Annotated in this window: 20 protein-coding genes; 16 read left to right on the top strand and 4 right to left on the bottom strand. The window is 69.3% G+C overall.

Going from position 1 to position 23,981, the window contains the following annotated elements:
• The first annotated feature begins 234 nt into the window (after positions 1 to 234).
• Positions 235 to 741, top strand: coding sequence for a DinB family protein (locus BLV57_RS19845; RefSeq protein WP_091290843.1), 507 nt, complete (start codon positions 235 to 237; stop codon positions 739 to 741).
• Here the strand turns inward: BLV57_RS19845 and BLV57_RS19840 are convergent.
• On the bottom strand, positions 728 to 1,492 hold the full coding sequence (locus BLV57_RS19840; protein WP_091290841.1) for a DUF1295 domain-containing protein: 765 nt from the start codon (positions 1,490 to 1,492) through the stop codon (positions 728 to 730). The genes BLV57_RS19845 and BLV57_RS19840 overlap by 14 nt on opposite strands.
• Positions 1,489 to 2,754 (bottom strand): SAM-dependent methyltransferase, encoded by a 1,266-nt coding sequence (locus BLV57_RS19835; RefSeq protein ID WP_091290838.1) that lies wholly within the window; start codon positions 2,752 to 2,754, stop codon positions 1,489 to 1,491. Before BLV57_RS19835 ends, BLV57_RS19840 begins: the two co-directional genes overlap by 4 nt.
• Positions 2,755 to 2,837: 83 nt before the next feature.
• Here BLV57_RS19835 and BLV57_RS19830 point away from each other — a divergent pair, with 83 nt between their 5' ends.
• The 11 genes from BLV57_RS19830 to BLV57_RS19780 all read left to right on the top strand — a co-directional run bounded on the left by BLV57_RS19830 (position 2,838) and on the right by BLV57_RS19780 (position 11,869).
• Positions 2,838 to 4,106 (top strand): NAD(P)/FAD-dependent oxidoreductase, encoded by a 1,269-nt coding sequence (locus tag BLV57_RS19830; protein ID WP_091290836.1) that lies wholly within the window; start codon positions 2,838 to 2,840, stop codon positions 4,104 to 4,106.
• On the top strand, positions 4,100 to 4,810 hold the full coding sequence (locus tag BLV57_RS19825) for a DUF1365 domain-containing protein (RefSeq protein WP_091291897.1): 711 nt from the start codon (positions 4,100 to 4,102) through the stop codon (positions 4,808 to 4,810). The genes BLV57_RS19830 and BLV57_RS19825 overlap by 7 nt, the downstream gene beginning before the upstream one ends.
• A complete protein-coding gene (sigK, locus tag BLV57_RS19820) occupies positions 4,803 to 5,393 on the top strand; it encodes an ECF RNA polymerase sigma factor SigK (RefSeq protein ID WP_091290834.1) in 591 nt (196 codons plus the stop codon). The genes BLV57_RS19825 and sigK overlap by 8 nt, the downstream gene beginning before the upstream one ends.
• On the top strand, positions 5,390 to 6,130 hold the full coding sequence (locus tag BLV57_RS19815; RefSeq protein WP_091290831.1) for an anti-sigma factor: 741 nt from the start codon (positions 5,390 to 5,392) through the stop codon (positions 6,128 to 6,130). Before sigK ends, BLV57_RS19815 begins: the two co-directional genes overlap by 4 nt.
• Before the next feature lie 186 nt (positions 6,131 to 6,316).
• Entirely contained in the window at positions 6,317 to 7,612 is a 1,296-nt protein-coding gene (ftsZ, locus tag BLV57_RS19810; protein ID WP_091290830.1) for a cell division protein FtsZ, read from the top strand.
• A gap of 95 nt (positions 7,613 to 7,707) precedes the next feature.
• Positions 7,708 to 8,412 carry a peptidoglycan editing factor PgeF gene (gene pgeF / locus BLV57_RS19805; RefSeq protein ID WP_091290827.1) on the top strand — a complete coding sequence of 235 codons (705 nt, stop codon included), beginning with the start codon at positions 7,708 to 7,710 and terminating at the stop codon, positions 8,410 to 8,412.
• Positions 8,409 to 9,137, top strand: coding sequence for a YggS family pyridoxal phosphate-dependent enzyme (locus BLV57_RS19800; protein ID WP_091290825.1), 729 nt, complete (start codon positions 8,409 to 8,411; stop codon positions 9,135 to 9,137). The genes pgeF and BLV57_RS19800 overlap by 4 nt, the downstream gene beginning before the upstream one ends.
• Positions 9,138 to 9,226: 89 nt before the next feature.
• Complete coding sequence (locus BLV57_RS19795) at positions 9,227 to 9,832, top strand: cell division protein SepF (protein WP_091290822.1); 606 nt, start codon at positions 9,227 to 9,229, stop codon at positions 9,830 to 9,832.
• 106 nt (positions 9,833 to 9,938) lie between these two features.
• Complete coding sequence (locus tag BLV57_RS19790; RefSeq protein WP_091290819.1) at positions 9,939 to 10,223, top strand: YggT family protein; 285 nt, start codon at positions 9,939 to 9,941, stop codon at positions 10,221 to 10,223.
• Between the two features lie 52 nt (positions 10,224 to 10,275).
• A complete protein-coding gene (wag31, locus tag BLV57_RS19785; protein ID WP_091290816.1) occupies positions 10,276 to 11,148 on the top strand; it encodes a DivIVA-like cell division protein Wag31 in 873 nt (290 codons plus the stop codon).
• An 85-nt stretch (positions 11,149 to 11,233) separates the two neighbouring features.
• Positions 11,234 to 11,869, top strand: coding sequence for a hypothetical protein (locus tag BLV57_RS19780; protein ID WP_091290813.1), 636 nt, complete (start codon positions 11,234 to 11,236; stop codon positions 11,867 to 11,869).
• 251 nt (positions 11,870 to 12,120) lie between these two features.
• Here the strand turns inward: BLV57_RS19780 and BLV57_RS19775 are convergent, their stop codons facing one another.
• A complete protein-coding gene (locus BLV57_RS19775; RefSeq protein WP_091290810.1) occupies positions 12,121 to 14,721 on the bottom strand; it encodes a tetratricopeptide repeat protein in 2,601 nt (866 codons plus the stop codon).
• Positions 14,718 to 16,472 carry an HSP90 family protein gene (locus BLV57_RS19770; protein ID WP_091290807.1) on the bottom strand — a complete coding sequence of 585 codons (1,755 nt, stop codon included), beginning with the start codon at positions 16,470 to 16,472 and terminating at the stop codon, positions 14,718 to 14,720. The genes BLV57_RS19775 and BLV57_RS19770 overlap by 4 nt, the downstream gene beginning before the upstream one ends.
• A 311-nt stretch (positions 16,473 to 16,783) precedes the next feature.
• Here BLV57_RS19770 and ileS point away from each other — a divergent pair, with 311 nt between their 5' ends.
• The 4 genes from ileS (at position 16,784) to BLV57_RS19745 (ending at position 23,981) form a co-directional block, all read left to right on the top strand.
• Positions 16,784 to 19,945 (top strand): isoleucine--tRNA ligase, encoded by a 3,162-nt coding sequence (gene ileS / locus BLV57_RS19760; protein WP_091290804.1) that lies wholly within the window; start codon positions 16,784 to 16,786, stop codon positions 19,943 to 19,945.
• 80 nt (positions 19,946 to 20,025) lie between these two features.
• A complete protein-coding gene (locus tag BLV57_RS19755; RefSeq protein ID WP_091290801.1) occupies positions 20,026 to 21,618 on the top strand; it encodes a penicillin-binding transpeptidase domain-containing protein in 1,593 nt (530 codons plus the stop codon).
• Positions 21,619 to 21,658: 40 nt separating this feature from the next.
• The gene (locus tag BLV57_RS19750) at positions 21,659 to 22,375 is read left to right on the top strand and encodes an ArsR/SmtB family transcription factor (protein ID WP_091291894.1); all 717 of its coding nucleotides are present in this window, start codon (positions 21,659 to 21,661) and stop codon (positions 22,373 to 22,375) included.
• Between the two features lie 127 nt (positions 22,376 to 22,502).
• On the top strand, positions 22,503 to 23,981 hold the full coding sequence (locus BLV57_RS19745) for a potassium/proton antiporter (RefSeq protein WP_091290798.1): 1,479 nt from the start codon (positions 22,503 to 22,505) through the stop codon (positions 23,979 to 23,981).

The following is a 23,981-nucleotide window of genomic DNA, read 5'->3' as shown; positions in this document are numbered from 1 at the left end:
GTCCTTTGTGGACATTTGCTTGGGTGTGGCTGACGGCCTGGGGGACAAGTTGATCTTCGCGAAACCCGAGTTTGGGTCACTGGGTGGCTCAAACTCGGATTTCGCGTGTCCGCGCCGCCGACTTTGTCGGGACTCTTCACTCTGACTGTATGAAGGGAGCCTTCATACAGTCGGGGCACCCCAGGTCCGGGGAAATGGTGCGAAAGTGTCGGGCCGCTGAGGCAGACTGCGGGCATGAGCGAAGAACCCAAGCGGCCCGAACCGGCGATGGTCGGGGACGAGCGCGCCCAGCTGACCGGTTTCCTCGACTTCCTGCGGGCGACCGTGGTGTGGAAGGCGAGTGGTCTCACCGACGAGCAGGCCCGCCAAGCCCTCCTGCCGAGCAAGCTGTTCACGATCGCGGGGATCGTGAACCACCTGTACCTCGTCGAGGAGTACTGGTTCGGCGTCATCGTCAACGGCCAGGAGGACCGCTGGAAGGCGCGGCTCGACGTCGACCCGGACGCCGAGTTCCTCGAGGCACTCGAAAAGCCGCTGAGCCAGATCATCGAGGACTACGAGAACGAGTGCCGCAAGTGCAGTGAGATCGTCGCGAAACTCGGCTTCGATCACGAGGTGCCGTACCGGGACAAGCGCGTGAACGTGCGCTGGGTCGTCACCCACATGATCGAGGAGACCGCCCGGCACGCCGGTCACCTCGATCTGCTGCGGGAACTGACCGACGGGCTTACCGGGGAGTGACGTTCTTGCGCGGTGGCAACGGGAAGAAGCCGCTGGTGCGCTCGACGTAGTAGGCGTAGCCGGGCCGGGAACGCCGCATGCCCTTCTCCAGCAACGGTTTCCCGGTCCCCTTCGCCAGCAGGTACGTCATCGCGATCGGCGACAGGATCGTCGCCGCGCCCGCCCACGTCGTGCACGCCATCAGGTACAAGCCCCACCAGAGGCAGGCGTCGCCGAAGTAGTTGGGGTGCCGGGTGTAGCGCCACAAGCCGGTGTCGAGCACCTTGCCCTTGTTCGCCGGGTCGGCCTTGAAGCGGCGCAGCTGGTCGTCGCCGACCGTCTCGAACGCGAAGCCGACGATCCACAAGGCCACGCCGAGCCAGCTCACCCAGCCCCAGCCGGACGCGAGCTGGACCGGCAGCGAGACGAACCACAGGATCACCGCCTGCAGCAGGTACACCCGCAGGAACATCGGCAGCGCCGGGTTCGGGCCCATGCGCTTGGCCATCTTCACGTAGCGCGGGTCCTCCGGGAGGCCGTGGTTGCGCAGGTGCAGGTGCACCGCCAGCCGGACGCCCCAGATCACGGTCAGCGCCATCACCACGAACGGGGTGTCCGCGACCACGAAGCTCGTCACCGCGACGATCGCGAAGCCGAGGCCCCAGAAGGTGTCGATGGTGTCCCAGCGCTTGCGGGCCACCGCGATGGCGAACGTCAGCGTGACCGAGACGAGCGTGACGCCCGCGTTGACGGCCAGTGTCGTGGCGATCATGCGAACTCGCGGGTGGCCGGCATCCCGCTCGATCCCTCGTCCGTCGGCCGCACCGCGAGAATCTGATCCACGCCCATCCTGTTCTCTTCGAAGGCCATGGCGCCGCCGACGAGATACAGGCGCCACACCCGCGCGCCCGCTTCGCCGATCAAGGCCACCGCATCATCCCAGCGTGACTCCAGTGTGGCAGTCCAAGCACGCACGGTGTCGACATAGTGTTCCCGCATCGCGTGCACATCGCGGATTTCGAAGCCTGCCGACTCGAGATGCCCCAGCGTCCGGGACACCGGCCGCATGGTCATGTCCGGCGCGATGTACCGCTCGATGAACGCGCCGCCGCCCGGCGCCACCGCGCCGCGCGACATCTGCTGCAGCACGAGCCTGCCGGTGGGTTTGAGCATGCGGAACAACGTGCTCGTGTACGTCGGGTAGTTGTCCTCGCCGACGTGCTCACCCATCTCTATGGACGCGACGGCGTCGAACGGCTCGTCGGCCAACTCGCGGTAGTCCTGGCGGCGGACCTCCACCCGATCGGTGAGATCGTGCTCGGCGAGCCGCCCGCGGATGTGCTCCAGCTGTTCGGCGGACAGCGTGATGCCGACGGCTTCGACACCGTGATGTTTCGCGGCGTGGACGAGCAGCGAACCCCAGCCGCAGCCGACGTCCAGCAGGCGCATGCCCGGCCGCAGGTCCAGCTTGCGGCAGATCATCTCCAGCTTGTCCCACTGTGCCTGCGCCAGCGAGGTCTCCGCCGAGCGGAAGTACGCGGACGAGTAGGCCATGGATTCGTCGAGTAACAGCTGGTAGAAGGCATTGCTCGTGTCGTAGTGGTGGGCGATCGCGGCCTTGTCGCGCAGCAGGCTGTGCAGCTTGCCGGTGAGTCGCGCTTCCTCGGCCGGCGGACGCGGCGGCGGCCCGAGCACCCCGAGCGAGGCCGCGAGCCGGACGGCTTCGGCCCAGTCGCGGGGTCCGAGCTTCACCCGGCTGAGCACACCGGATCGGGTGAGCGCCCAGATCCGCCGGAAACCCTCGGTGAGGTCACCTTCGACGTCGAGATCACCGGAGACGTACGCGCGCGCGAGCCCGAGCTCGCCGGGGGAGTAGAGCAGGCGGCGCAGCGCCCTGCGGTTGCGCAGCACCACGGTCGGCGCGCCCGCCGGACCAATCCGCACGCCGTCCCAGGTTCGAAGGCCCACCGGGAGTGAAACCCCGAGAAGCTTCTCCACGAATGTCACGAGGCGATGGCAGCTGCTGTTCGGCATATCCGTGGTTCGGCGCCGGGTGGCGAAGGGATTGGTCCGGAACCCGCCCCAATCCGAGCACGAACCTGCTCCGAACCACCTTCGTGCAGACATCCAAGCAACGCATCGGCGTGGTCGGCGGCGGGGTGGCCGGACTGACCGCGGCCTACCTGCTGCAACGGCGCTACGACGTCCTGTTGTTCGAGGCGGACGACCGGCTCGGCGGGCACGCCCACACGCACGACGTGCCCAGCGCGCACGGCGGTACCGTCGGCGTCGACTCCGGGTTCATCGTGCACAACGAGCGGACCTACCCGTACCTGCTGCGGCTGTTCGGCGAGCTCGGCGTGCGCACGCAGGACACCGAGATGTCCATGAGCATCCGCTGCGACGGCTGTGGCCTGCAGTACGCGGGCGCCAGGGGCGTGCGCGGCATGTTCGCCCAGCCGCGCAACCTGGGCCGCGCGAAGTACCTGCGCATGCTCGCCGAGGTCAAGCGCTTCCACCTGCACGCGCACCGGCTATTGCGCGCGACGGACGCGGGGGACGTCACCATCGGCGCGTTCCTCGCCATCGGCGGGTACTCGAAGTACTTCATCGACCATTTCATGCTTCCGGTGGTCTCGACCGTGTGGTCGGCCGACCGGAAGGACACCCTGCGTTACCCCGCGCGGTACCTGTTCGAGTTCCTGCGCAACCACGGCATGCTCTCGATCGGCGATTCACCGCAGTGGCGCACGGTCACCGGGGGCTCCCGCGAGTACGTCGAGCGCGCGGTCAAGCAGCTCACCGCCGTGCATCTGTCCACACCGGTCCGCAGCGTCTCGCGCACGGTCTGGGGCGTGGAGGTCCGCGACGACGCCGACACCGTGCACGCGCTGGACCGGGTGGTCATCGCGGCGCACGCGGACCAGGCTTTGGGGATGCTCGCCAAGCCGACCGCAGCCGAGTCCGAGCTGCTGGGTTCGTTCCGCTACTCCGCCAACGAGGCCTGGCTGCACACGCACGACGCGATCCTCCCGTCGGCGCAGGCCGCGCGGGCGGGCTGGAACTACTCGGCGGCCGAGTGCGGCGCGCACGACGGCGCCGTCCAGGTCAGCTACGACATGAACCGCCTGATGTGCCTGAACGAACCGAAGGGGTACGTCGTCACGCTCAACCCGGCCAGCCCGCCGCCCGAGGCGTCGGTCATCGCGAAGATGAACTACGAGCACCCGGTCTACACGCCGGAGTCCGTCGCGGCCCAGCGGCGGCTGCCCGAGCTCAACGACGGCAAGCTCGCCTTCGCGGGCGCCTACCACGGCTGGGGTTTCCACGAGGACGGCTGCGCTTCGGGCGTGCGCGCCGCGGCATCGTTCGGAGTGGACTGGTGACCGCGCTCTACGACGCCACGGTCGCGCACGTGCGGCGGATCGACCCGCCGCACTCCTTCGCGCACCAGATCTACCTGTGGCTGGTCGATCTCGACGACCTGCCCGAACTTCCCTGGTACCTCAAGCCGTTCGCCCGCTTCGACGGCCGTGACCACTTCGGACCCGGCGACCCTGGCGACATCCGGTCCAAACTGGACGCCTGGCTCGCCACCCGCGACGTCGACCTGCGCGGCGGCAAGGTCGCGATGCTCGCCAGCGCGCGCGTGCTCGGCTACGTGTTCAACCCGATCACCCTGTACTGGTGCCACTACCCGGACGGCGAGCTCGCGTGCGTCGTCGCCGAGGTGCACAACACCTACAAGGGCCGCCACGCGTACCTGCTGCACCCCGACTACGACGGCTCGGCGCGCACGGACAAGGAGTTCTACGTGTCTCCGTTCCAGACGATGGACGGCGAGTACCGGATGCACGTGCCGCCCCCGGACGCGTTCCTCGCGGTGACCGTGGCGTTGCGCCAGCGCGGTGAGGTCTCGCTGACCGCTACCCTGCGCGGAGTCCGCCGCCCGGCGGGCCGCCGGGCGCTCGTCCGCTTGCTGCTGGCGAGGCCGCTGCTGCCGCAGCGCGTCTCCGCGCTGATCCGCAAGCACGGCGTCACACTGTGGCTGAAGAAGGCACCGCTGATCCGGGAGACGAGCAATGGATGAGCCGGTACGGTCCCGCGTCGCCCCGGTGCCATCGGGTCCGAGCGCCGAGGACCTGCTCGTGCGGGTCGCGAAGGGCGACGAGCGCGCGTTCGAGCAGCTCTACGACAAGCTCGCCGGGCCGGTGCTCGGCCTGGTGCGCCGGGTGGTGCGCGACGGCGCGCAGTCCGAAGAGGTCGCGCAGGAGGTGCTCGTCGAGCTCTGGAAGACCGCCACGCGGTACTCGCCGGAGAAGGGGAGCGCGCTGAACTGGGCGCTCACGCTGGCGCACCGGCGCGCGGTCGACCGGGTGCGCTCGGCGCGCGCGAGCACCGACCGCGAGCAGAAGGCGACCTTCGAGGCCGCCAGGAACCGTCCCTTCGACGAGGTGGCCGAGGCGGTCACCTCACGCTGGGAACGCTCGCAGGTGCGCAAATGCCTGTCGAATCTGACCGAGCTGCAACGGGAATCGGTGCTGCTCGCGTATTACCAGGGTTACACGTATCGCGAGGTCGCCGAGGTGCTGTCGACCCCGCAGGGAACCATCAAGACGCGGCTGCGGGACGGGCTGATCCGGCTGCGTGACTGTCTGGGGGTGACGGCATGAGCTCACCGGAGATGCACACGCTCGCGGGCGCTTTCGCCGTGAACGCGTTGTCCGAGCACGAAAGGGCGCGCTTCCAACAGCACATCGAGGAGTGCGAGTCCTGCGCGCAGGAGGTCCGCGAACTCCGCGCGACCGCGGCCAGGCTCGGCGCGGCGGTCGCCGAGGAGCAGACGAGCGACCGGCTCAAGGCACGCGTGCTCGCCGAGGTCAGGGCGACCAGGCAGCTGCCGCCCGCCGCGCCGGTCGAGCCCGAGGAGAACGTCCGCGCGGCCAGGCGCGTGCCGCGCTGGACCGTGTTCCTGGCGACCGCGGCGGCGGTGGTCGGGATCGCGCTCGCCGGTGTCTTCGGCGGCATCGCGCTGAACGCGCAGAACCGGCTGGAAACCGCGCAGGCCAAGTACGCGCCGGTGGCCGAACTGCTCTCCGCGCCGGACGCGCAGACGCTGCACGGGCGCTCGGCTATCGGCGGCGGCGGGACCGTGGTCATGTCGCCTTCGCTGGACAAGATGATGTTCATGGCGACGAAGCTGCCGAGTCCCGGCGACCGGGATTACCAGGTCTGGCTGATCCAGGACGGTGTCCCGCGCTCGGCGGGGGTGCTGCCGAAAGCCGAGGGCGGGCAGCTCGTGCTGGCCACCGGTGTCACCGGAACCACGCAGGTCGCGGTCACTTTGGAGCCCGCGGGCGGGTCACCGGAACCGACCACGAACCCGTTTTTGCGGGTATTCACGGCTTGATGACGGAAAACCCTGTAGCTACACAGTTTTGGCGACACACGGCGTGGCAACTGGATTAACGGCTTCCTTTTACCTACCTTCCAGTCAACGCAGGTGGTTGACATAACTCTCAGCCTAGGGTTTAGGTCGAGGGTTCGACGCTGCCAGCGTGGCTGTACGGGCAGAACGAAAAGGAAGGCGGACCCGATGACGCCCCCGCACAACTACCTTGCGGTGATCAAGGTCGTCGGTATCGGCGGCGGCGGCGTGAACGCCGTGAACCGCATGATCGAGGTCGGCCTCAAAGGTGTCGAGTTCATCGCGGTGAACACCGACGCGCAAGCACTGCTCATGTCCGATGCCGACGTCAAGCTCGACATCGGCCGCGAACTGACCCGCGGCCTGGGTGCCGGCGCCGCCCCCGAGGTGGGGCAGAAGGCCGCCGAGGACCACCGCGAGGAGATCGAAGAGGTCATCAAGGGCGCCGACATGGTGTTCGTGACTGCCGGTGAGGGTGGTGGCACCGGCACCGGTGGCGCACCCGTGGTCGCGCAGATCGCCCGCAAGCTGGGCGCGCTGACCATCGGCGTGGTCACCAGGCCGTTCACCTTCGAGGGCAAGCGGCGCGGCAAGCAGGCCGAGGACGGCATCCAGGCGCTGCGCAACGAGTGCGACACGCTCATCGTCATCCCGAACGACCGGCTGCTGCAGCTCGGCGACATCGGCGTCTCGCTGATGGACGCGTTCCGCTCCGCGGACGAGGTGCTGCTCTCCGGTGTCCAGGGCATCACCGACCTGATCACCACGCCGGGCCTGATCAACCTGGACTTCGCCGACGTCAAGAGCGTCATGTCCGGCGCGGGCTCCGCGCTGATGGGCATCGGCTCCGCGCGTGGTGAGGGCCGGGCGATCCAGGCCGCGGAGAAGGCGATCAACTCGCCGCTGCTCGAAGCGTCGATGGACGGCGCGCACGGCGCGCTGCTGTCGATCGCGGGCGGCTCCGACCTGGGCCTGTTCGAGATCAACGAGGCCGCCTCGCTGGTGCAGGAGTCCGCGCACCCGGACGCCAACATCATCTTCGGCACGATCATCGACGACTCGCTCGGCGACGAGGTCAGGGTCACGGTCATCGCGGCCGGGTTCGACGCGGGCACGCCGACGCACAAGAAGCTGGACCCGTCGACCTTCGCGTCGGCGCGCGGCAACTCCACCGCGACGGCCACCTCCGGCCACGTCGGCCAGGGCGCGACCCCGGTCGGCTCGAACTCCACGCCGGCGCAGCAGACGACCAGCAACGGCTACCCGGTCGCCCCGCCGCGCACGCACACCCCGGTCGGCTCGACCGGCTCCATGTCCGGCGGCCTGCCGCAGCCGGGCAACTCGCGTGGCTACCCGGCTCCGCGCACCACCTCGGGCACGGGCAGCCTGCCCGGTCGCGCGATGCCGGTGCAGGACGACCCGTCCGATGACGACGTCGACGTGCCGCCGTTCATGCGCCGCTGAGGTTTTCGCAGTTCAGGGCTCGTGAGTGTTCTGGCCGGTTAGAACCGGCCGGAACACTCACGAGCCTTCGCTTTGTGAGCGATAGGGTCGAACGCGTGAAGATCCGCAGGGTAGTGACCACTCGTGCGGGCGGGGCCTCCCGCGCTCCGTACGACACGTTCAACCTCGGCGACCACGTCGGTGACGACGAGGGCGCCGTGTACGCGAACCGCAAGCGGCTCGCGGCCGAGCTCGGGCTGGCCGAGGACCGGCTCTCCTGGATGGAGCAGGTCCACGGCCGCACCGCGACCATCGTCGACGGCTCCGAGACCTCGGCCGCGGAAGCCACCGACGCGCTCGTGACCGCTCAGGCAGGACTCGCGCTGGTCGTGCTCGTCGCGGACTGCGTGCCCCTGCTGCTGGCCGACGCCGAGGCCGGGGTCGTGTCGGCGGTGCACGCCGGCCGCGTCGGCACCAGGGTCGGCGTCGTGCCCGCGGCCGTCGAGGCCATGGTGAAGGCGGGCGCCGAGCCGCATCGCATCGAGGCCCTGCTCGGCCCGGCGATCTGCGGCGACTGCTACGAGGTCCCCGCCGACATGGCGGCCGACGTCGAGAAGCACGTCCCCGGCAGCGCCTGCAAGACCCGCAAGGGCACTCCGGGGCTCGACCTGCGCGCCGGCCTCTGGCGGCAGCTGGCGGATCTCGGCGTCGGCAAGATCGGTGTCGACCCGCGCTGCACCAACGAGGACAAGACGCTCTTCAGCTTCCGCCGCGACGGCACCACGGGCCGCATCGCCGCGATCACGTGGATCGAGGCATGAGCGAGCGGCTCGCCGAGCTCGAGGCGAACCTCGCCGAAGTCGAAGAGCGCATCGCCCGCGCGTGCGCGGCGGCGGGGCGCGCTCGCGACGAGGTCCGGCTGCTCGCGGTCACCAAGACCTTCCCGGCTTCGGACGCCGCGCTGCTGGCCGACCTCGGCGTCACCCAGATGGCTGAGAATCGCGATCAGGACGCGAGCGCCAAGGTCGACGAGATGGCCGTGCTGCGGCCCGAAGCGGCCATCAGGTGGCACATGGTCGGGTCGCTGCAGCGGAACAAGGCGCGCTCGGTCGCGCGGTGGGCCCACGAGGTCCAGTCCGTCGACTCACCGAGGCTCGCCGTGGCGCTCGCGAAAGCCGTCAAGAACGCCCGCGGCGAAGGGCAACGCGACGCGCCCTTGGACGTCTTGATCCAAGTGAGCATCGACGGCGACCCGGCGCGGGGAGGCTGCCCCATCGGGCAGATTCCGGCGCTGGCGGAGGAGATCACTCTTACGGGTGATTTGAATCTCGGTGGCCTGATGGCCGTCGCGCCCATCGGTGCTGACCTGGACAAGGCGTTTCACACGTTGGGGCAAGCAAGCGAGCGGCTGCGCCAAGATCACCCAAATGCCCGTGAGCTTTCCGCCGGAATGAGCAATGATCTGGAGCAAGCGATCGCGGCGGGCTCGACCTGTGTGCGTGTCGGAACCGCGCTGCTCGGCAGGCGCGGTTTAGCCTCGCCTTAGGGAGTATCGGCCCGGCGGCGAGGGGAAAAGTTTGAACGTCCGCCGAGCCGGGTAGCACGGTGCGGGAGCGGCGAGGCTAGGGAGAGGGCATGAGCGCGCTACAGAAGCTGAAGGCCTACTTCGGCATGGTCCCCGCCGATGACGACGGGTACGACTACGAGGACGCCGCCGACGACGATTACCGGCGCGGTTCGTACGCCGACGACTCCTATGACGACTACGAAGAGCAACCGCGCCAGCGCACCCGGTACCGTGCCGCCGACGACGAGGGGTACGAGCCCGCCGTCCGCACGCGTCCCCGCACCTCGCTGCCGGAGCCGTCGACGCACGGAGCGCTCGCCGTCGACCGCCAGCCGGAGCCGGTGGCCCGGCTGCGGCCGGTCATGGAGCCTGCCAAGCCGCCCATGCGGGACGCGCTGAGCCGCATCACCACGCTGCACCCGACGAACTACGCCGAGGCGCGGGCGATCGGCGAGCACTACCGCGAGGGCATCCCGGTGATCATGAACCTCACCGAGATGGAGAACGCGGACGCCAAGCGTCTCGTCGACTTCGCGGCCGGGCTCGCGTTCGCGTTGCGTGGCTCGATGGACAAGGTGACGAACAAGGTGTTCCTTCTCTCACCGCCGGATGTCGACGTCACCGCCGAGGACCGCCGCCGCATCGCCGAGGGCGGACTGTTCCTCCGCGGCTGATCCACAACGACACGCCGCCGGCTACGGAACGTGAGAAAACCGACTCAGAGCCACGAAGTACCCCTCCAACTGCGTCTTCCGGGCTAAGCCATGGCAGAGTGGTGACGTGGATTTGGTCTGGCTCATCGTCTGGTACGTGCTGTTCGCCTTCTGGTTGTTGCTGACAGCACGTGTCGTCATAGAGCTCGTGCGCGCCTTCGCGCGCGAGTGGCGTCCCGCTGGAGGGGTTGCGGTAACGCTGGAGACCATCTACACAGTTACGGACCCGCCGGTCCGTTTGGTCCGTCGGATCATCCCGATGGTGCGGATTGGCGGCGTCGGACTGGACTTATCGATTATGGTGCTGCTGTTGGTTGTGTTCATCGCGATGCAACTGGCGACGCCCAAGTGACTCGGGGATGCTTGGGTGGACCTGCAGGCCATGGAGTGCGTGAGGTGATCTGATGTCGTTGACCCCCGCTGACGTGCATAACGTCGCGTTCAGCAAGCCTCCTATTGGCAAAAGGGGCTACAACGAAGACGAGGTAGATGCCTTCCTCGACTTGGTGGAGACCGAACTTGCCAGGTTGATCGAGGACAACAACGAACTCCGGCAGCAGGTGGAGCAGCTCGACAACGAGCTGGAGTCCACTCGCGGCGAGCTGGAGAACGCGAAGGTGAGCGCGGTCCAAGCCCCGCCACCGGTGCGTGAAGAGCCGCGGCGGCTTGCCCCGGTGCCGCCACCTGCTTCGGCCATGGAGCAGACCCAGTCGCACGGCATGATGGGCGACAACGGCGAGCCCAACGTGCAGGCGGCCAAGGTGCTGGGCCTCGCCCAGGAGATGGCCGACCGGCTCACCGCCGAGGCCAAGACCGAGTCCGACGGGATGCTGGCGGAGGCACGGACCAAGTCCGAGCAGTTGCTCTCCGACGCCCGCTCGAAGTCGGACTCCATGGTCAACGAGGCGCGCACGCGTGCCGAGACCATGCTGAACGACGCTCGGACCAGGGCGGAGACCCTGGAGCGGCAGGCGCGCGACAAGGCGACCACCATGGATCGCGAGGCGCAGCGCAAGTACACCGAGACGATGAACAACCTCAACGCCGAGAAGACGTCGCTGGGCAAGAAGATCGAAGAGCTGCGCACGATAGAGCGGGAATACCGCACTCGCCTGCGTGGGTTCCTCGAGTCCCAGCTCCGCGAACTCGACGACCGGGGTTCAGCGGCACCCGCTTCGGCGGCCCCGGGTTCCGGCCAGCAGGGCCAGGGCGGATCCGGTGGCAGCGGCGGCGGTGGCCAGGGCTACTCGTTCGGCCCGCGCGCCGAAGCAGGCTGAAAGTCGCTTGACTGACGGAAACGGTTCCGGCACTCCTTGTGGAGGGTCGGAACCGTTTCCGTGCGTCCACGTGTTGTAATGCACCGTGCTCTACATCGTGCTCGTGCTGGTGCTGGCGGCTCTCGGGTTGTTGGTCACGGCGCTCATCACCGCCAATTCGCTCTGGGCCTACGTCTCGATCGGTCTTTCGGTTCTGGCCGGGCTCATCCTGTTCGCCGACTGGTTGCGCAGGAAGTCCCGGAAACCCGCTGACCCGGCCGAGCCGGTTGAAGCGCCGGAAGAAGCCCCGGCCGAAGACGCCGCCGAGGAGTCGGAAGACGCCGAGCAGACCGCGTTGCTCCCGGCCACCGGTGAGCTGGACGGCGCCGTCGCCGCGGACGCGGCCGACGAGACCGTGGTCGTGCCGGTCGTCGAGGCCGAAGACGAGCCCGAGCCCGCCGCCGTCCCGGTCCGCGCGAAGGACGAGGGCGACCCCGGCGAAGAACCCACCGACGCCGCCGACCTGCTCATCGTGTCGGAGCTCGACGTCGAGGTGGTCGTCGTCGACGAGTACCCCCGCTATCACCTGCGCGCCTGCACCTGGCTCGCCGACCGCGACCTCATCCCGATCGGCGTCTCCGAAGCCCGCGAACTCGGCTTCACCCCCTGCGTCCGCTGCGGCCCCGACGCCCACCTAGCCACCGCCCACCGCACCAAGAAGAAATCCAAAGCCGACAGCTAGCCCCCGCCGCGGTCCCTGAACGGACGACGCGCGTGCATGGATGGACGACACGCGTGCATGGATGGACGACACGCGTGCATGGATGGACGACACGGCAGGCCGGGTGGGTAGTGCTGCGCGAGCTGTGTCGTCCGGCTGTGCACGCGTGTCGTCCGTTGGCGTACGCGTGTCGTCCATCCGGGTACGCGTGGCGGGATAAAGCCCGCTTTATCCCGGGGAGTTAAGCGGGCTTTATCCCCTGCTTGGGTGGGTTAGGGGGTTAGGTCGGACAGGAGCGCTTCGAGTTGGGCGCGTTGGTGCGTGGCCTCGGCGGGGAGTGCGGCCAGTGCCTGGGTGAGGACGGCGTGGGCCTCGGTGGGGCGGTTGAGGTCGCGGAGGATTCGGCCGTGGAGAGCGCCCGCGATCGCGACCTCGGTGAGTGAGTCCAAGGTGCGGAAGCCTTCGGCCGCGCGGACGACGCGGGGGAGGGCTTCGGCGGGGCGCTCGAAGTTGGTCAGGATGCGGGCGGCGTCGTAGTCGAGCATCGAACGTTCCCAGAGGGTTTGGGGATCCTCGGTGGGGAGCGTGGCGGCGAGTGCGTCGGCGGCCGCGAGTGTGGTGAGGGCTTGGTCTTGGTCGCGGGCCCAGTGCCATGAGAGGGGGACGCGGCGGCGGGCGCGGAGTTCGTCGACGCCGAAGTCCGCTTCGTGGAACAGGTCCGCGGCGCGAGTGAAGCTTTCGGCCGCCAGTGCGTCGCGGTCGAGTTCGTCGAGGATGTCGCCGGAGAGTTCGTGCATCTGACCGGCGCCTGCCTGGTTGCCGTCGTCGAGACAGAACCGCGCGACCTCGGCGAGCAGCTCGAGCGCCTGGTCCGGCTGACGCAGTCCGCGGTAGGCGCGCGCGAGCATGAACTGTGCCTGCGAGAAATCCTCGTCGGCCTCGCGCAGTACTGGGATCGCCTCTTCGAGACGGTCCGCGACTTCCTCGAACCGGCCGAGGTGCAGGCAGGCCGAACCGAGTTCGACTTTGGCGCGGGCCGCGCCGACCGGGTTGCCGTAGGCGAGGAAGTCCGTGATCACCGCGGTGAAGAGCGTGGTGGCCGCTTCGAGGTCGCCGGAAATCGCCTTCAGTCGGGCCGCCGACAGCCGGGCCCCGGCCGCGCGCAGCGGTGCACCCGCCGAGAGATAACGCGCGGCGGCTTCGTGGAGCAGGTCGAGTGGTTCGGTGGTGAGTTCTTGGCTCATGGTCGCCGAGAACTCCGCGGTCTGCTGCAGCAGCTGCGCGGACTGCAGCGCGACCCCGGCTTCTTCGATCGGCTTGCGAGCGTCGTCCAGCAGCCCCATCGCGCGTTCGGGGTCGCCGCTCACCAGGGCGGCCTGCGCGAGCCGCAGCAATCCCCAGCCGTACTGCTCCGCGTCGCCCAGTTCGCCCAGCCGCTCGACACTGGCCGTGATCTCGTCCGTGCCTTCGCCCGCGAAGCACTTGAGAAGGCCGAGACGGCTTCGCACCGCTTCGTAAGCGACCTCGTCGCCCAGCCCGCGATAGACCTCGGCGGCACGCGACCAGTGCGTGACGGCCACATCGCGGACCTGGTTCACGACCAGGTTTCCGGCGCCGACCAGCCGGCGCGCGAGCAGCTTGCCTTCTGGGGCAGGCAACAGTTCGTCGAAGCGCGCCCACGCTGCCGCGGTCGCGGCCTTGTCGTCGAGCAGGTGCTGCCGTTCGGCGAGGTCGGCGAGTGCGGCCGGACTGTCCGGAAAGGACACTGCGACGGGTACGGCGCGAGCCGGTTCGCGGACCGGGCCCGACAGCGGCAGGAAGTCCACAATGGGCACTTGGGCGAGGCGGTCGCGCACCCAATCTCCTTGCCTGGACGTCTGATTACGCGCGTCGAACCGCGCGGCGATCGCCAGCGCCCGTTCGCTCAGCCGCGCACGCAGCTCGCCGACCGACACGTCTCCGACGGTCGCGTTCGCGTGTCCCTCGGCTTCGACCAGGCTCAGCACGCATGCCGCGGACGCCGAGAACGACATCTCCGCCAACGGGGTCGGCGCGGTGTCCAGCCAGCCCAGGTGACGCTCCAGCAGCTGGAGCCCGCGTGCGTGATTCCCGGTGAGCGCGCAGAAACTCAAGTGGACGCCGACCGTCTGCAGCTCGCTCGGCGTGCTCTGGATCGCGCGGTAGGCCTGCCGGTGTGCCCGCGCGGCCTCGGCCAAGCGTCCTGTTCGGACATACGGGACCAGCATCGCGGTGAGGATGCTCTGCGGCTGCTCGACACAGTTGAACTGCCCGCCCAGCACGGAATCCCCGACCCGGACGGCGTCCTCGAACTGGCCGAGCCAGGTCAGGTGCGCGACCTTCGAGTTCGGTTCGCAGCCTTCGCAGTCGGACATCTCGCCGCGCGGCGCCGCCGTCCAGAGCCGGTACTGCTCGCGCGCCACGGCCTTGTCGCCGACGTGGCGCGCGATGAGCTCGCGGTGCTGGTGCACCGGGTTCATCGTGTGCCCGGCCAGCCGGTAGCGGCGCTCCATGTCGTCGAGCACCGCGTAGGTCTGCCCGAGCGGGATCTCGGGGAATCCGGCCATCGCGTTGACCGTGCCCTTGAACTGCCAGAACAGCCGGAAGTCCAGCGCGGGATCGCCTTCGCCCGCGTCATGCGCGGCCAGGCACCACGAAAACGGCACGAACGCCTTGGCAGGCTCGCCGCCGTGCCGGTAGGCGTTCGCGATCATGAGCCGCGTCGTGTACTTCAGCCGCTGCGAGCCTTGCGCGTCCACCAGGCGCAGGATCTCCTCCAGCTCGGCGGTGTGCGCGCGCCCGTACGGCCGCGCGCCGGCACCCCGCAGGCGATCCCACAGCTCTTGCTCGCTCATCGGTTCTCCTCCGAGGGGACGGCCTGGTCGAGCAGGCCGAGGAACGACCGGTTGAGCAGAGCCGCGTCGGCCGGGCGGATGGGGTGGTAGCCGAGCAGCAACGCCTGGCCGTAGAGCGCTTCGACCGCGAGCGCGGTCAGCGAGTCGTCGCGCAACGCGGAAATGCGCCGTACCAACGGGTTCCGGTGGTTGAGCACCAGCTGCGGGCGGTCGTCGGCGGGCTTTTCGAAGGCCGACAGCACGCCGGCCCACAGTTCGTCCACTTTGTCCTTGGTCGCGCGCAGCTCGCTCTGGAAGGCCGCCGAGCGGTCCACCAGGAACAGCACCGGCAGCGACGCCGGTTCGAACTCCCGCAGCACGACCTCGCAGCCGAGCTTGTCCATGCTTCGCTGCGCCGTGCCGAGGAACGGCCGCGCCGCCAGCTCTTCGGCCGGGTTGAGCGGCGAGAACGCCGTCGCGAGCGTGCTCGGCTCGAGCCGTTCGACGGTCAGTCCCGGCTCGATACCCGGTAGCCGCTCGATGATCTCGCTGTCGTAGGTGTAGCCGCCGTTGATCACCGCGAGGTCCTGCGCCGCGGCGACCCCGGCCAGCTGCCGGAACTCGTCGGTGGTCGCGCTGTAGCGGACCAGCCCGTGGCGGGCGCGGAACTCGGCGAGCGTCATCCGGCCGACGTTGGTCTCCATCGGCCACCACTGCTCGACCAGCCGCAGCATCTCGTCGTCGTGCAGCGCGAGCGCCTTGACGCCCAGGTGGTGCACGCCGAGGAACCGGGTCAGCCGCTCCGGGCTGGTCCGCGCGAGCCCGACGAGCCAGCCGCGCAGCCGGTCGCCGAGCGCCTCGCGGGTCGCTTCCAGCAGCCCGTCGTCGTAGAGCGCCTCGCGGCTCGCGGTCGGCCGGAGTTCGCTCGCGTCGACCACGCAGCGCGCGAAGAATGCCCAGTCCGGCAGCAGGCTGGTCGCGCTTTCGGCCAGCAGCATGCGCTTGAGGTACACGCGGTGCCCCGCGTGCTCGGCCGGGTTGGCGGGGAACGGCAGCACGTACGCGACGCCGGTGAGCCCGGCTTCGGGCACGTCCAGCTCGATCACGTCGAACGGCGTGAAGCCCAGCAGGTCCTGCGCGTGCCCGACCAGGTCGGCCTGCCGGTGCCCGGGAGACCGGTCGTCGGCGCGCCACGGCACCTCGCCGGTGACGGACTGGCCGTTGACCGTGACGTCGAACGGCAGCATCGAGCCGTACAGCCGTGCCAGGTCGGTGACGGTCTCCGGGACCAGCCACTGCTCGGCGCCCGGCCGCGCGGTCAAGGTGACCGTGGTGCCGATCGCGTCCCGCGTGGCGGGTTCGATCGCGTACGTCCCGTCGGACCGGCCGGTCCACGCGACCGCGGGCGTGCCGGTGGCCGAGCGGGTGACGACGCGGACCTCGTCGGCGACCAGGAACGCCGACAGCAGGCCGATCCCGAACTGGCCGAGGAACTCGTGCCTGGCGAACCCGAGGTCGTCCCGTTTCGAGCTGCGCCCGATCGTCGCGAGTAGCTCGTGCACCTGCGCCTCGGATAGGCCGATGCCGGTATCGGTGATCGTGAGCGTGCCGTCGCCGACGACGATCGCGATCGAGGCCTCGGCGCCGCGCGCGGTGACCGCGTCGACGGCGTTCTGCAGCAGCTCGCGGACATAGACACGCGGGCTGGAGTACAGGTGCTGGCTCAGCAGATCGACGACACCGCGAAGATCCACTTGAAAGGTACGGCTCAAAACGGAAATCCCCCTGATTGGCAGGCGGCCATCCTAGCGACAACCAGGCCTGTGCAAACCCGCTTTACCGTGGGCGTTAACCTAGAGAAACAAAGGCACCGATCCGGCCATCACCGGGGAGCCTCCGGAAGAACAGGGCCCGCGCGCCCCCAGTAGAACCGGACGGGTACGGCCCGTCACAGCCGAAACGAAGCGGCCCATGCCCATGCGCAGGGGCAAGCGGGGTGGTACCGCGGAACCGCCGGAAACGGCGCGTCTCGTCCCCGTGTAGGCGAACAGCCTGTACGAGAAGACGACGAGGAGCACCGCCGATGTACCCCAAGGCTCAGCTGGACGGAGCGGCCACCGTCCCGTCCCAGCCGTCATTCCCCGAGCTCGAGAAGCACGTGCTCGCGTACTGGGAGTCCGACCGGACCTTCCAGGCGAGCATCGACGCGCGCGAGGCCGGGGTCAACGGCGCCAACGAATACGTCTTCTACGACGGGCCGCCGTTCGCCAACGGCCTGCCGCACTATGGCCACCTGCTCACCGGGTACGTCAAGGACCTGGTGCCGCGCTACCAGACCATGAAGGGCAAGCGCGTCGAGCGCCGCTTCGGCTGGGACACGCACGGCCTGCCCGCCGAGCTGGAAGCCATGCGCCAGCTGGGGATCACCGAGAAGTCCGAGATCGACGCGATGGGCATCGACGTCTTCAACGACGCCTGCCGCGAGTCCGTGCTGCGCTACACCGGTGAGTGGGAGGAGTACGTCACCCGCCAGGCGCGCTGGGTCGATTTCGAGAACGACTACAAGACACTCGACGTCAACTACATGGAGTCGGTGATCTGGGCGTTCAAGCAGCTGTGGGACAAGGGCCTGGTCTACGAGGGCTACCGCGTCCTGCCGTACTGCTGGCGCGATGAGACGCCGCTGTCCAACCACGAGCTCCGGATGGACGACGACGTCTACCAGAGCCGCCAGGACCCGGCGGTCACCGTCGGTTTCCGGCTGGAGGGCAACGAAAACGAGCTCGACGGCACCTACCTGCTGATCTGGACCACGACCCCGTGGACGCTGCCGTCGAACCTCGCCACGGCCGTGCACCCGGACGTGCAGTACGTGGTCGTCGAGTCCGAGGGCAAGCGGTTCCTGCTGGCCGAGGCCCGCGTCGCCGCCTACGCGCGTGAGCTCGGCGAGGAGCCGTCGGTCATCGCGCACTACACCGGCACCGAGCTGCTCGGAACCCGTTACGCGCCACCGTTCCCGTACTTCGCCGGGCACGAGAACGCGCACCGCGTGCTCTCGGCCGACTATGTGACCACAGAGGACGGCACGGGTGTCGTCCACATCGCGCCCGCCTACGGTGAAGAAGACAAGGCGGTCACCGACGCGCACGGCATCGTGCCCGTCACCCCGGTCGACTCGCAGGGCAAGTTCGACTCCACCGTGCCTGACTACACGGGCAAGCTGGTGTTCGACGCGAACCCGGAGATCATCAAGGACCTCAAGAACGGCACGGGTTCCGCGGGCCGTCAGGGCGCGGTGCTGCTGCGCCACGAGACCTACGAGCACCCGTACCCGCACTGCTGGCGCTGCCGCAACCCGCTGATCTACCGCGCCGTCTCGTCGTGGTTCGTCGCGGTGACCGAGTTCAAGGACCGCATGGTCGAGCTCAACCAGCAGATCACCTGGTACCCCGAGCACGTCAAGGACGGCCAGTTCGGCAAGTGGCTGGAGAACGCCCGCGACTGGTCGGTCTCGCGCAACCGGTACTGGGGCACGCCGATCCCGGTGTGGCAGTCGGACGACCCGAGCTACCCGCGCACCGACGTCTACGGCTCGCTCGACGAGCTGGAGCGCGACTTCGGCGTGCGGCTGGACAACCTGCACCGGCCGTTCATCGACGAGCTGACCAGGCCCAACCCGGACGACCCGACCGGCAAGTCGACCATGCGCCGGGTCGCGGACGTGCTCGACGTCTGGTTCGACTCGGGCTCGATGCCGTACGCGCAGGTGCACTACCCGTTCGAGAACGCCGAGTGGTTCGAGCACCACTACCCGAGTGACTTCATCGTCGAGTACATCGGCCAGACCCGCGGCTGGTTCTACCTGCTGCACGTGCTGGCGACCGCGCTGTTCGACCGGCCCGCGTTCCGCGCCTGCGTCTCGCACGGCATCGTGCTCGGCTCGGACGGCGCGAAGATGTCCAAGTCGCTGCGCAACTACCCGGACGTCAACGAGGTCTTCGACCGCGACGGCTCCGACGCGATGCGCTGGTACCTGATGGCGAGCCCGATCCTGCGCGGCGGGAACCTGATCGTCACCGACAAGGGCATCCGCGACGCGGTGCGCCAGGCCGTGCTGCCGCTGTGGAACTCGTACTACTTCCTCGCGCTGTACGCCAACGCCGAGGGCGTCGACGGCACCTGGCGCACGGACTCCAAGCACGTGCTCGACCGGTACGTGCTGGCGAAGACGCACCAGCTGGTCACCGACGTCGAGTACGCGCTGGACACCTACGACGTGGCCGGCGCCTGCTCGATCGTGCGTGAGTTCCTCGAGGTGCTCACGAACTGGTACGTGCGCCGGTCCCGTGACCGCTTCTGGGCGGGTGAGCAGGACGCGATCGACACGCTCCACACCGTGCTCGAAGTGACCTCGCGCGTGGTCGCGCCGCTGCTGCCGCTGACCGCGGAGTCGGTGTGGCGCGGGCTGACCGGTGGCCGCTCGGTGCACCTGACCGACTGGCCGAACGCGGTCGAGCTGCCCGCCGACGCCGCGCTGGTGACCGCGATGGACCACGTCCGCCAGGTCGCCTCGTCCGCGCTGTCCCTGCGCAAGGCCAACAAGCTGCGGGTGCGCCTGCCGCTCGCCCGGCTGCTGGTCGCGGCGGGCGACGCCGAGCTGCTGCGCGAGTTCACCGACATCCTGCGCGACGAGGTGAACGTCAAGTCGGTCGAGCTGACCACGGACGTCGCCGCGCACGGCGAGTTCCAGGTCGCGGTCAACGCCCGCGCCGCCGGGCCGCGCCTGGGCAAGGACGTCCAGACGGTGATCAAGGCCGTCAAGGCCGGTGACTGGTCGACGTCGGAGTCGGGCGCCGTGGTGGCGGCCGGGATCGAGCTGATCGAGGGCGAGTACGAGCGCAAGCTGGTCGCCAAGGACTCGGGCGCGGCCGCTGAGCTGCCCGGTGGCGGCGGCCTGGTGCTGCTCGACACGGACGTCACGCCCGAGCTGGCCGCCGAAGGGCTGGCGCGCGACCTGATCCGGGTGGTCCAGCAGGCCCGCCGTGATGCCGGGCTCGACGTCGCGGACCGGATCGAGCTGGTCGTCGACGCGCCAGCCGAGGTCGTCGAGGCCGCGAAGGCGCACGAGAAGTTCGTCGCTTCGGAGACGCTTTCGCTCGCGGTGGGCTATGGCGAGGTGACCGGCGGGTCCGAGGGCACGGTCGGCGAGGGCGTCAAGGTGACGGTCTCGGTGGCAAAAGTGTAGATGTTGTGATGGTTCGGACCACGTGCGGACAACTCGGTTAATGTCGGCCTCCAGTAGCTCGTAACTGGGGGATTGTGAACGTGAGTACCGCGCGTAGAAGAGGGATTCTCATCGGGGCCGCCGTGGCGGTCGTCGTGGTCGTGCTGGCCGGGGTGGTGCTGCTGAACAGCGGCTCCACCCCGGACTCGGCTTCCGGTGAGCCCGGTCCGGCCACCACCGCGCCCGGCCCGAAGGACATGGCCACCAAGTACGTACTGGCGTTCTCGTCGCACGACGCCGCGAGCGCGGGCAAGTACACGGACAACCCGCAGGTGGCGACGGCCGCCATCTCGGACGTGTACTCGAGCGTGTCCGCCAAGGTGCGGGCGACGCTCACCGAGGTGGCTCCCGCGGCCGCGGGAGCGACCACGAGCACCGGCAAGTTCCATCTCGTGTGGAGCCTGACCAGCGAGAAGTGGGACTACGACGTCCCGATCGAGCTGGTCCGCTCCGGCAACGACTGGAAGGTCCACTGGACGCCCGCGCTGCTGCACCCCGAGCTCAAGGACGGCCAGCGGCTCCTGCTCAAGACCGCGGGCAAGCAGCCCGCCGTCGTGGACCGGGACGGCAAGGCGCTGGTCGGCGGCGACGTGACCACACCGCTGGTCCCGCTGCTCGACTCGGCGTTGAACAGCGCGAAGGCGCAGAGTTCCGGCGACGCCGGTTTCGCGATCGGCATCGTCGACGGCGCGGGTGCCGTGGTCAAGGAAGTGTTCACGAAGGAAGGCTCGGGCACGGTCAAGCCCGCTACGTCGACAGTGAGCCTCGCGACGCAGGCGGCCGCGCAGGCGGCGGTGGATTCCGCCGGTGACCGGCCCGCCGTGATCATCTCGATGAAGGCGAACGGCGAGATCACCTCCGCCGCGCGCAACGCGGCCGCGGCTGCCAAGAGCACCAACCCGTTCAGCGGCCAGTTCGCGCCGGGCTCGGCCTTCAAGATCGCCACCGCGACCGCGGCGCTGGAAAGCGGCATCGACGCGAACGAGGCCCGTGACTGCCCGGAGGTCGCGCAGATCGGCCAGCGCACGCTCAAGAACGACGGTTTCGGCTATCCCAACCCGATTCCGCTGCACCAGGCGTTCGCGAAGTCGTGCAACACCACGTTCGGCCAGATCGCGGCGGATCTGCCAGCGGACGGGCTGAAGAAGGCCGCCGACCAGTTCGGGCTGAACGCCGACTTCAGCATCCCCGGCCTGACCACCGAGGCGGGCAAGGTCGAGGCGGCGGACGACAAGTCCCAGCGGGTCGAGGACGGGATCGGGCAGGGCCGGGTCACGGTCAGCCCGTTCGGCGCCTGCCTGATGGCGGCGACCGTGGCCTCGGGCAAGGCGGTCACCCCGCAGCTGTTCACCGACCTGCCGACCGAGGTCGGCACCGGCTACAAGGCGCCGCCCGCCGGGGTGCTCGGCCCGCTGCGCCAGATGATGCGCGAGGTCGTCACCGGCGGCACCGCGACCGACCTGGCCAAGAGCGGCGAGGTGCGCGGCAAGACCGGGACCGCGCAGTTCGGCAGTGGCGAGAACGCGCACGGCTGGTTCGTCGGCTACAAGGGCGACACCGCGTTCGTGGTGTTCATGGAGGGCGCCGACTCGTCGAAGCCCGCCGTGAAGCTGGCGGCGAAGTTCCTGTCTTAGGTCGGCCGCGGCCGATACGTTCCTGACCTACCGTGTGCTGATGGAGACGATCGCGCTGGCCGAGGTGGCCGCGGTACTGGCCGACCCGAGCCGGGCGGCGATGTGCCTGGCGCTGCTCGACGGGAGGGCCTGGACGGTCGGCGAGCTCGCGGCGGCGGCGAAGATCGCGCCGTCGACCGCGAGCGAGCACGTCACGCGGCTGCGTGAGGCGGGGTTCGTCGGGAGTGTCAAGCAGGGGCGGCACAGTTACGTCCGCATCGACGATCCCCGGGTGGCCCAGCTGATCGAAGGCCTCGCGCAGCACGCCGACCACCGTCCAGCCATCGGCCTGCGCACGTCGACGCGTGTGCGGAAGCTGGAATTCGCGCGGACCTGTTACGACCATCTGGCCGGGAAGCTCGGCGTGGCGCTGCGGGACGGGATGATCGCGGCCGGGCTGCTGGAGACCTCGTCGGGGCTGGCATTGACGTCGCGGGGCAGGTCCGTCCTCGATGGACTCGGCGTGGTGATCGAGCAGGCACCGCGCCGCCCGCTGCTGCGCGAGTGTCTGGATTGGACAGAGCGCCGCGAGCACCTGGCAGGCGTGCTGCCCGCCGCTTTTCTGCGCCGCGCGGTGGACGCCGGATGGCTGTCCCGTGACGCTTCCCGGGCTATCCGGATACTCCCCGCGGCGCAGGAACCTTTCGCCCTATTAGGTGTGGACAGCTCACTCCTCGACCCAGCTCGCTCACCGGATCTTGTCGGTACCCGGCGATAAGCTGGATACCGGGGGCCGGAGGCCGTAGCACAAGGGAAAACCCGCACAGTCCGGTGCTCCACGATCGGGTGAATGACCCGGCCTCACTATTCTGATAGCCCACGGGGCGACCGGGATGGAGGCGTGCATGGAGCAACTCCCGATCGTGCTGGGCACCGGCGGCGTCGTGCTCCTGTCCGCCGTGATCGCCGTCCGCGTCTCGATCCGCCTCGGCCTGCCCTCGCTGCTGCTCTACCTGGCGATCGGTGTCCTGATCGGCGAAGCCGGGTTCGGCGTCGAGTTCGACAACCCCGGGCTGACCCAGTCGCTGGGACTGGCGGCGCTCGTCATGATCCTCACCGAAGGCGGCCTCACCACTCGCTGGCACGCGGTGAAACCGGGGCTGGGCACCGGAATCGCACTGTCCACAGTGGGCGTCGGGGTCAGCATCGCGATCACCGGCTCCGCGCTGCACTGGCTGCTCGGCCTCGACTGGCGGATGGCGCTGCTGTGGGGCGCGGTGCTCGCGTCCACCGACTCGGCGGCCGTGTTCTCCGTGCTGCGCACCATCGGCGTCGGCAAACGGCTGGTCGGCACCCTCGAACTCGAGTCGGGCATCAACGACGCGCCCGCGTACATCGCGGTCGTCGTGCTCGCCGAAGCCAGCGTCGTCGACTGGACGCTGCCGCTGCTGGTCGTTTACGAACTCGCGCTGGGCCTGGGGCTCGGCCTGCTCTTCGGCTGGGTCGGCGCGCTGGCGCTGCGCCGGGCCGCGCTGCCGGCGACCGGCCTGTATCCGCTGGCCACGGTCGCGGTGTGCGTGCTCGCGTATTCGAGCGGGCAGCTCGCGCACGCGTCCGGGCTGCTGGCCACCTACGTCGCCGGGGTGGTGCTCGGGAACTCGCGGCTGCCGCACCGCTCGGACACGCTCTCGTTCGCAGAAGGCCTCGGCTGGCTCGCGCAGATCGGGCTGTTCGTGCTGCTCGGGTTGTTCGCGTCGCCCACCCGGCTGCTGGACGCGGTCGTGCCAGGGCTCATCGCGGGCGCGGTGGTGCTGGTGCTCTCGCGGCCGATCTCGGTGCTGATCGCCGCGCTGCCGTTCAAGGTGTCGTGGCGGGAACAGACCTTCCTCGCCTGGGCGGGGCTGCGGGGCGCGGTGCCGATCGTGCTCGCGATGATCCCGCTCTCCGAGGGCGTCCCCGGCGCGCAACGCCTGGTCGACGCCGTGTTCGTGCTGGTCATCGTGCTGACGCTGCTGCAGGGCGCGACGCTCGCCCCGCTGGCGCGCAAGCTCGGGCTCGACGCGGGCGGCGAGGCCAAGGAGATCGAGGTCGACTCGGCGCCGCTGGACGAGCTCGGCGCCGAACTCCTGCAGGTCCGCATCCAGGCGGGCTCCAAGATGCACGGCGTCTACCTGACCGAGCTCCGGCTCCCGGAGGGCTCGACCATCAGCCTGGTGGTCCGCGACGGGCACGGCTTCACTCCCCAGAAGACCACCCGTTTGCAGGAACAGGACCAGTTACTCGTAGTCACTACGATCGCCGCCCGTGACGCCGCCGAGCGCCGCCTCCGCGCGGTCGACCGCGCCGGTCGCCTGGCTCGCTGGCGCGGGGAGTCCGGCCGCTAG

The organism is Amycolatopsis xylanica, assembly GCF_900107045.1.
In the GTDB taxonomy this organism is placed as follows: domain Bacteria; phylum Actinomycetota; class Actinomycetes; order Mycobacteriales; family Pseudonocardiaceae; genus Amycolatopsis; species Amycolatopsis xylanica.
This window is presented reverse-complemented; position numbering and strand designations above follow the sequence as displayed.

Excerpts from the sequence above, each read along its gene's own strand:
- BLV57_RS19845 (WP_091290843.1), top strand. The coding sequence starts at position 235 with ATGAGCGAAGAACCCAAGCGGCCCGAACCGGCGATGGTCGGGGACGAG.
- BLV57_RS19840 (WP_091290841.1), bottom strand. The coding sequence starts at position 1,492 with ATGATCGCCACGACACTGGCCGTCAACGCGGGCGTCACGCTCGTCTCG.
- BLV57_RS19835 (WP_091290838.1), bottom strand. The coding sequence starts at position 2,754 with ATGCCGAACAGCAGCTGCCATCGCCTCGTGACATTCGTGGAGAAGCTT.
- sigK (WP_091290834.1), top strand. The coding sequence starts at position 4,803 with ATGGATGAGCCGGTACGGTCCCGCGTCGCCCCGGTGCCATCGGGTCCG.
- BLV57_RS19815 (WP_091290831.1), top strand. The coding sequence starts at position 5,390 with ATGAGCTCACCGGAGATGCACACGCTCGCGGGCGCTTTCGCCGTGAAC.
- ftsZ (WP_091290830.1), top strand. The coding sequence starts at position 6,317 with ATGACGCCCCCGCACAACTACCTTGCGGTGATCAAGGTCGTCGGTATC.
- BLV57_RS19800 (WP_091290825.1), top strand. The coding sequence starts at position 8,409 with ATGAGCGAGCGGCTCGCCGAGCTCGAGGCGAACCTCGCCGAAGTCGAA.
- BLV57_RS19795 (WP_091290822.1), top strand. The coding sequence starts at position 9,227 with ATGAGCGCGCTACAGAAGCTGAAGGCCTACTTCGGCATGGTCCCCGCC.
- wag31 (WP_091290816.1), top strand. The coding sequence starts at position 10,276 with ATGTCGTTGACCCCCGCTGACGTGCATAACGTCGCGTTCAGCAAGCCT.
- BLV57_RS19775 (WP_091290810.1), bottom strand. The coding sequence starts at position 14,721 with ATGAGCGAGCAAGAGCTGTGGGATCGCCTGCGGGGTGCCGGCGCGCGG.
- ileS (WP_091290804.1), top strand. The coding sequence starts at position 16,784 with ATGTACCCCAAGGCTCAGCTGGACGGAGCGGCCACCGTCCCGTCCCAG.
- BLV57_RS19750 (WP_091291894.1), top strand. The coding sequence starts at position 21,659 with ATGGAGACGATCGCGCTGGCCGAGGTGGCCGCGGTACTGGCCGACCCG.
- BLV57_RS19745 (WP_091290798.1), top strand. The coding sequence starts at position 22,503 with ATGGAGCAACTCCCGATCGTGCTGGGCACCGGCGGCGTCGTGCTCCTG.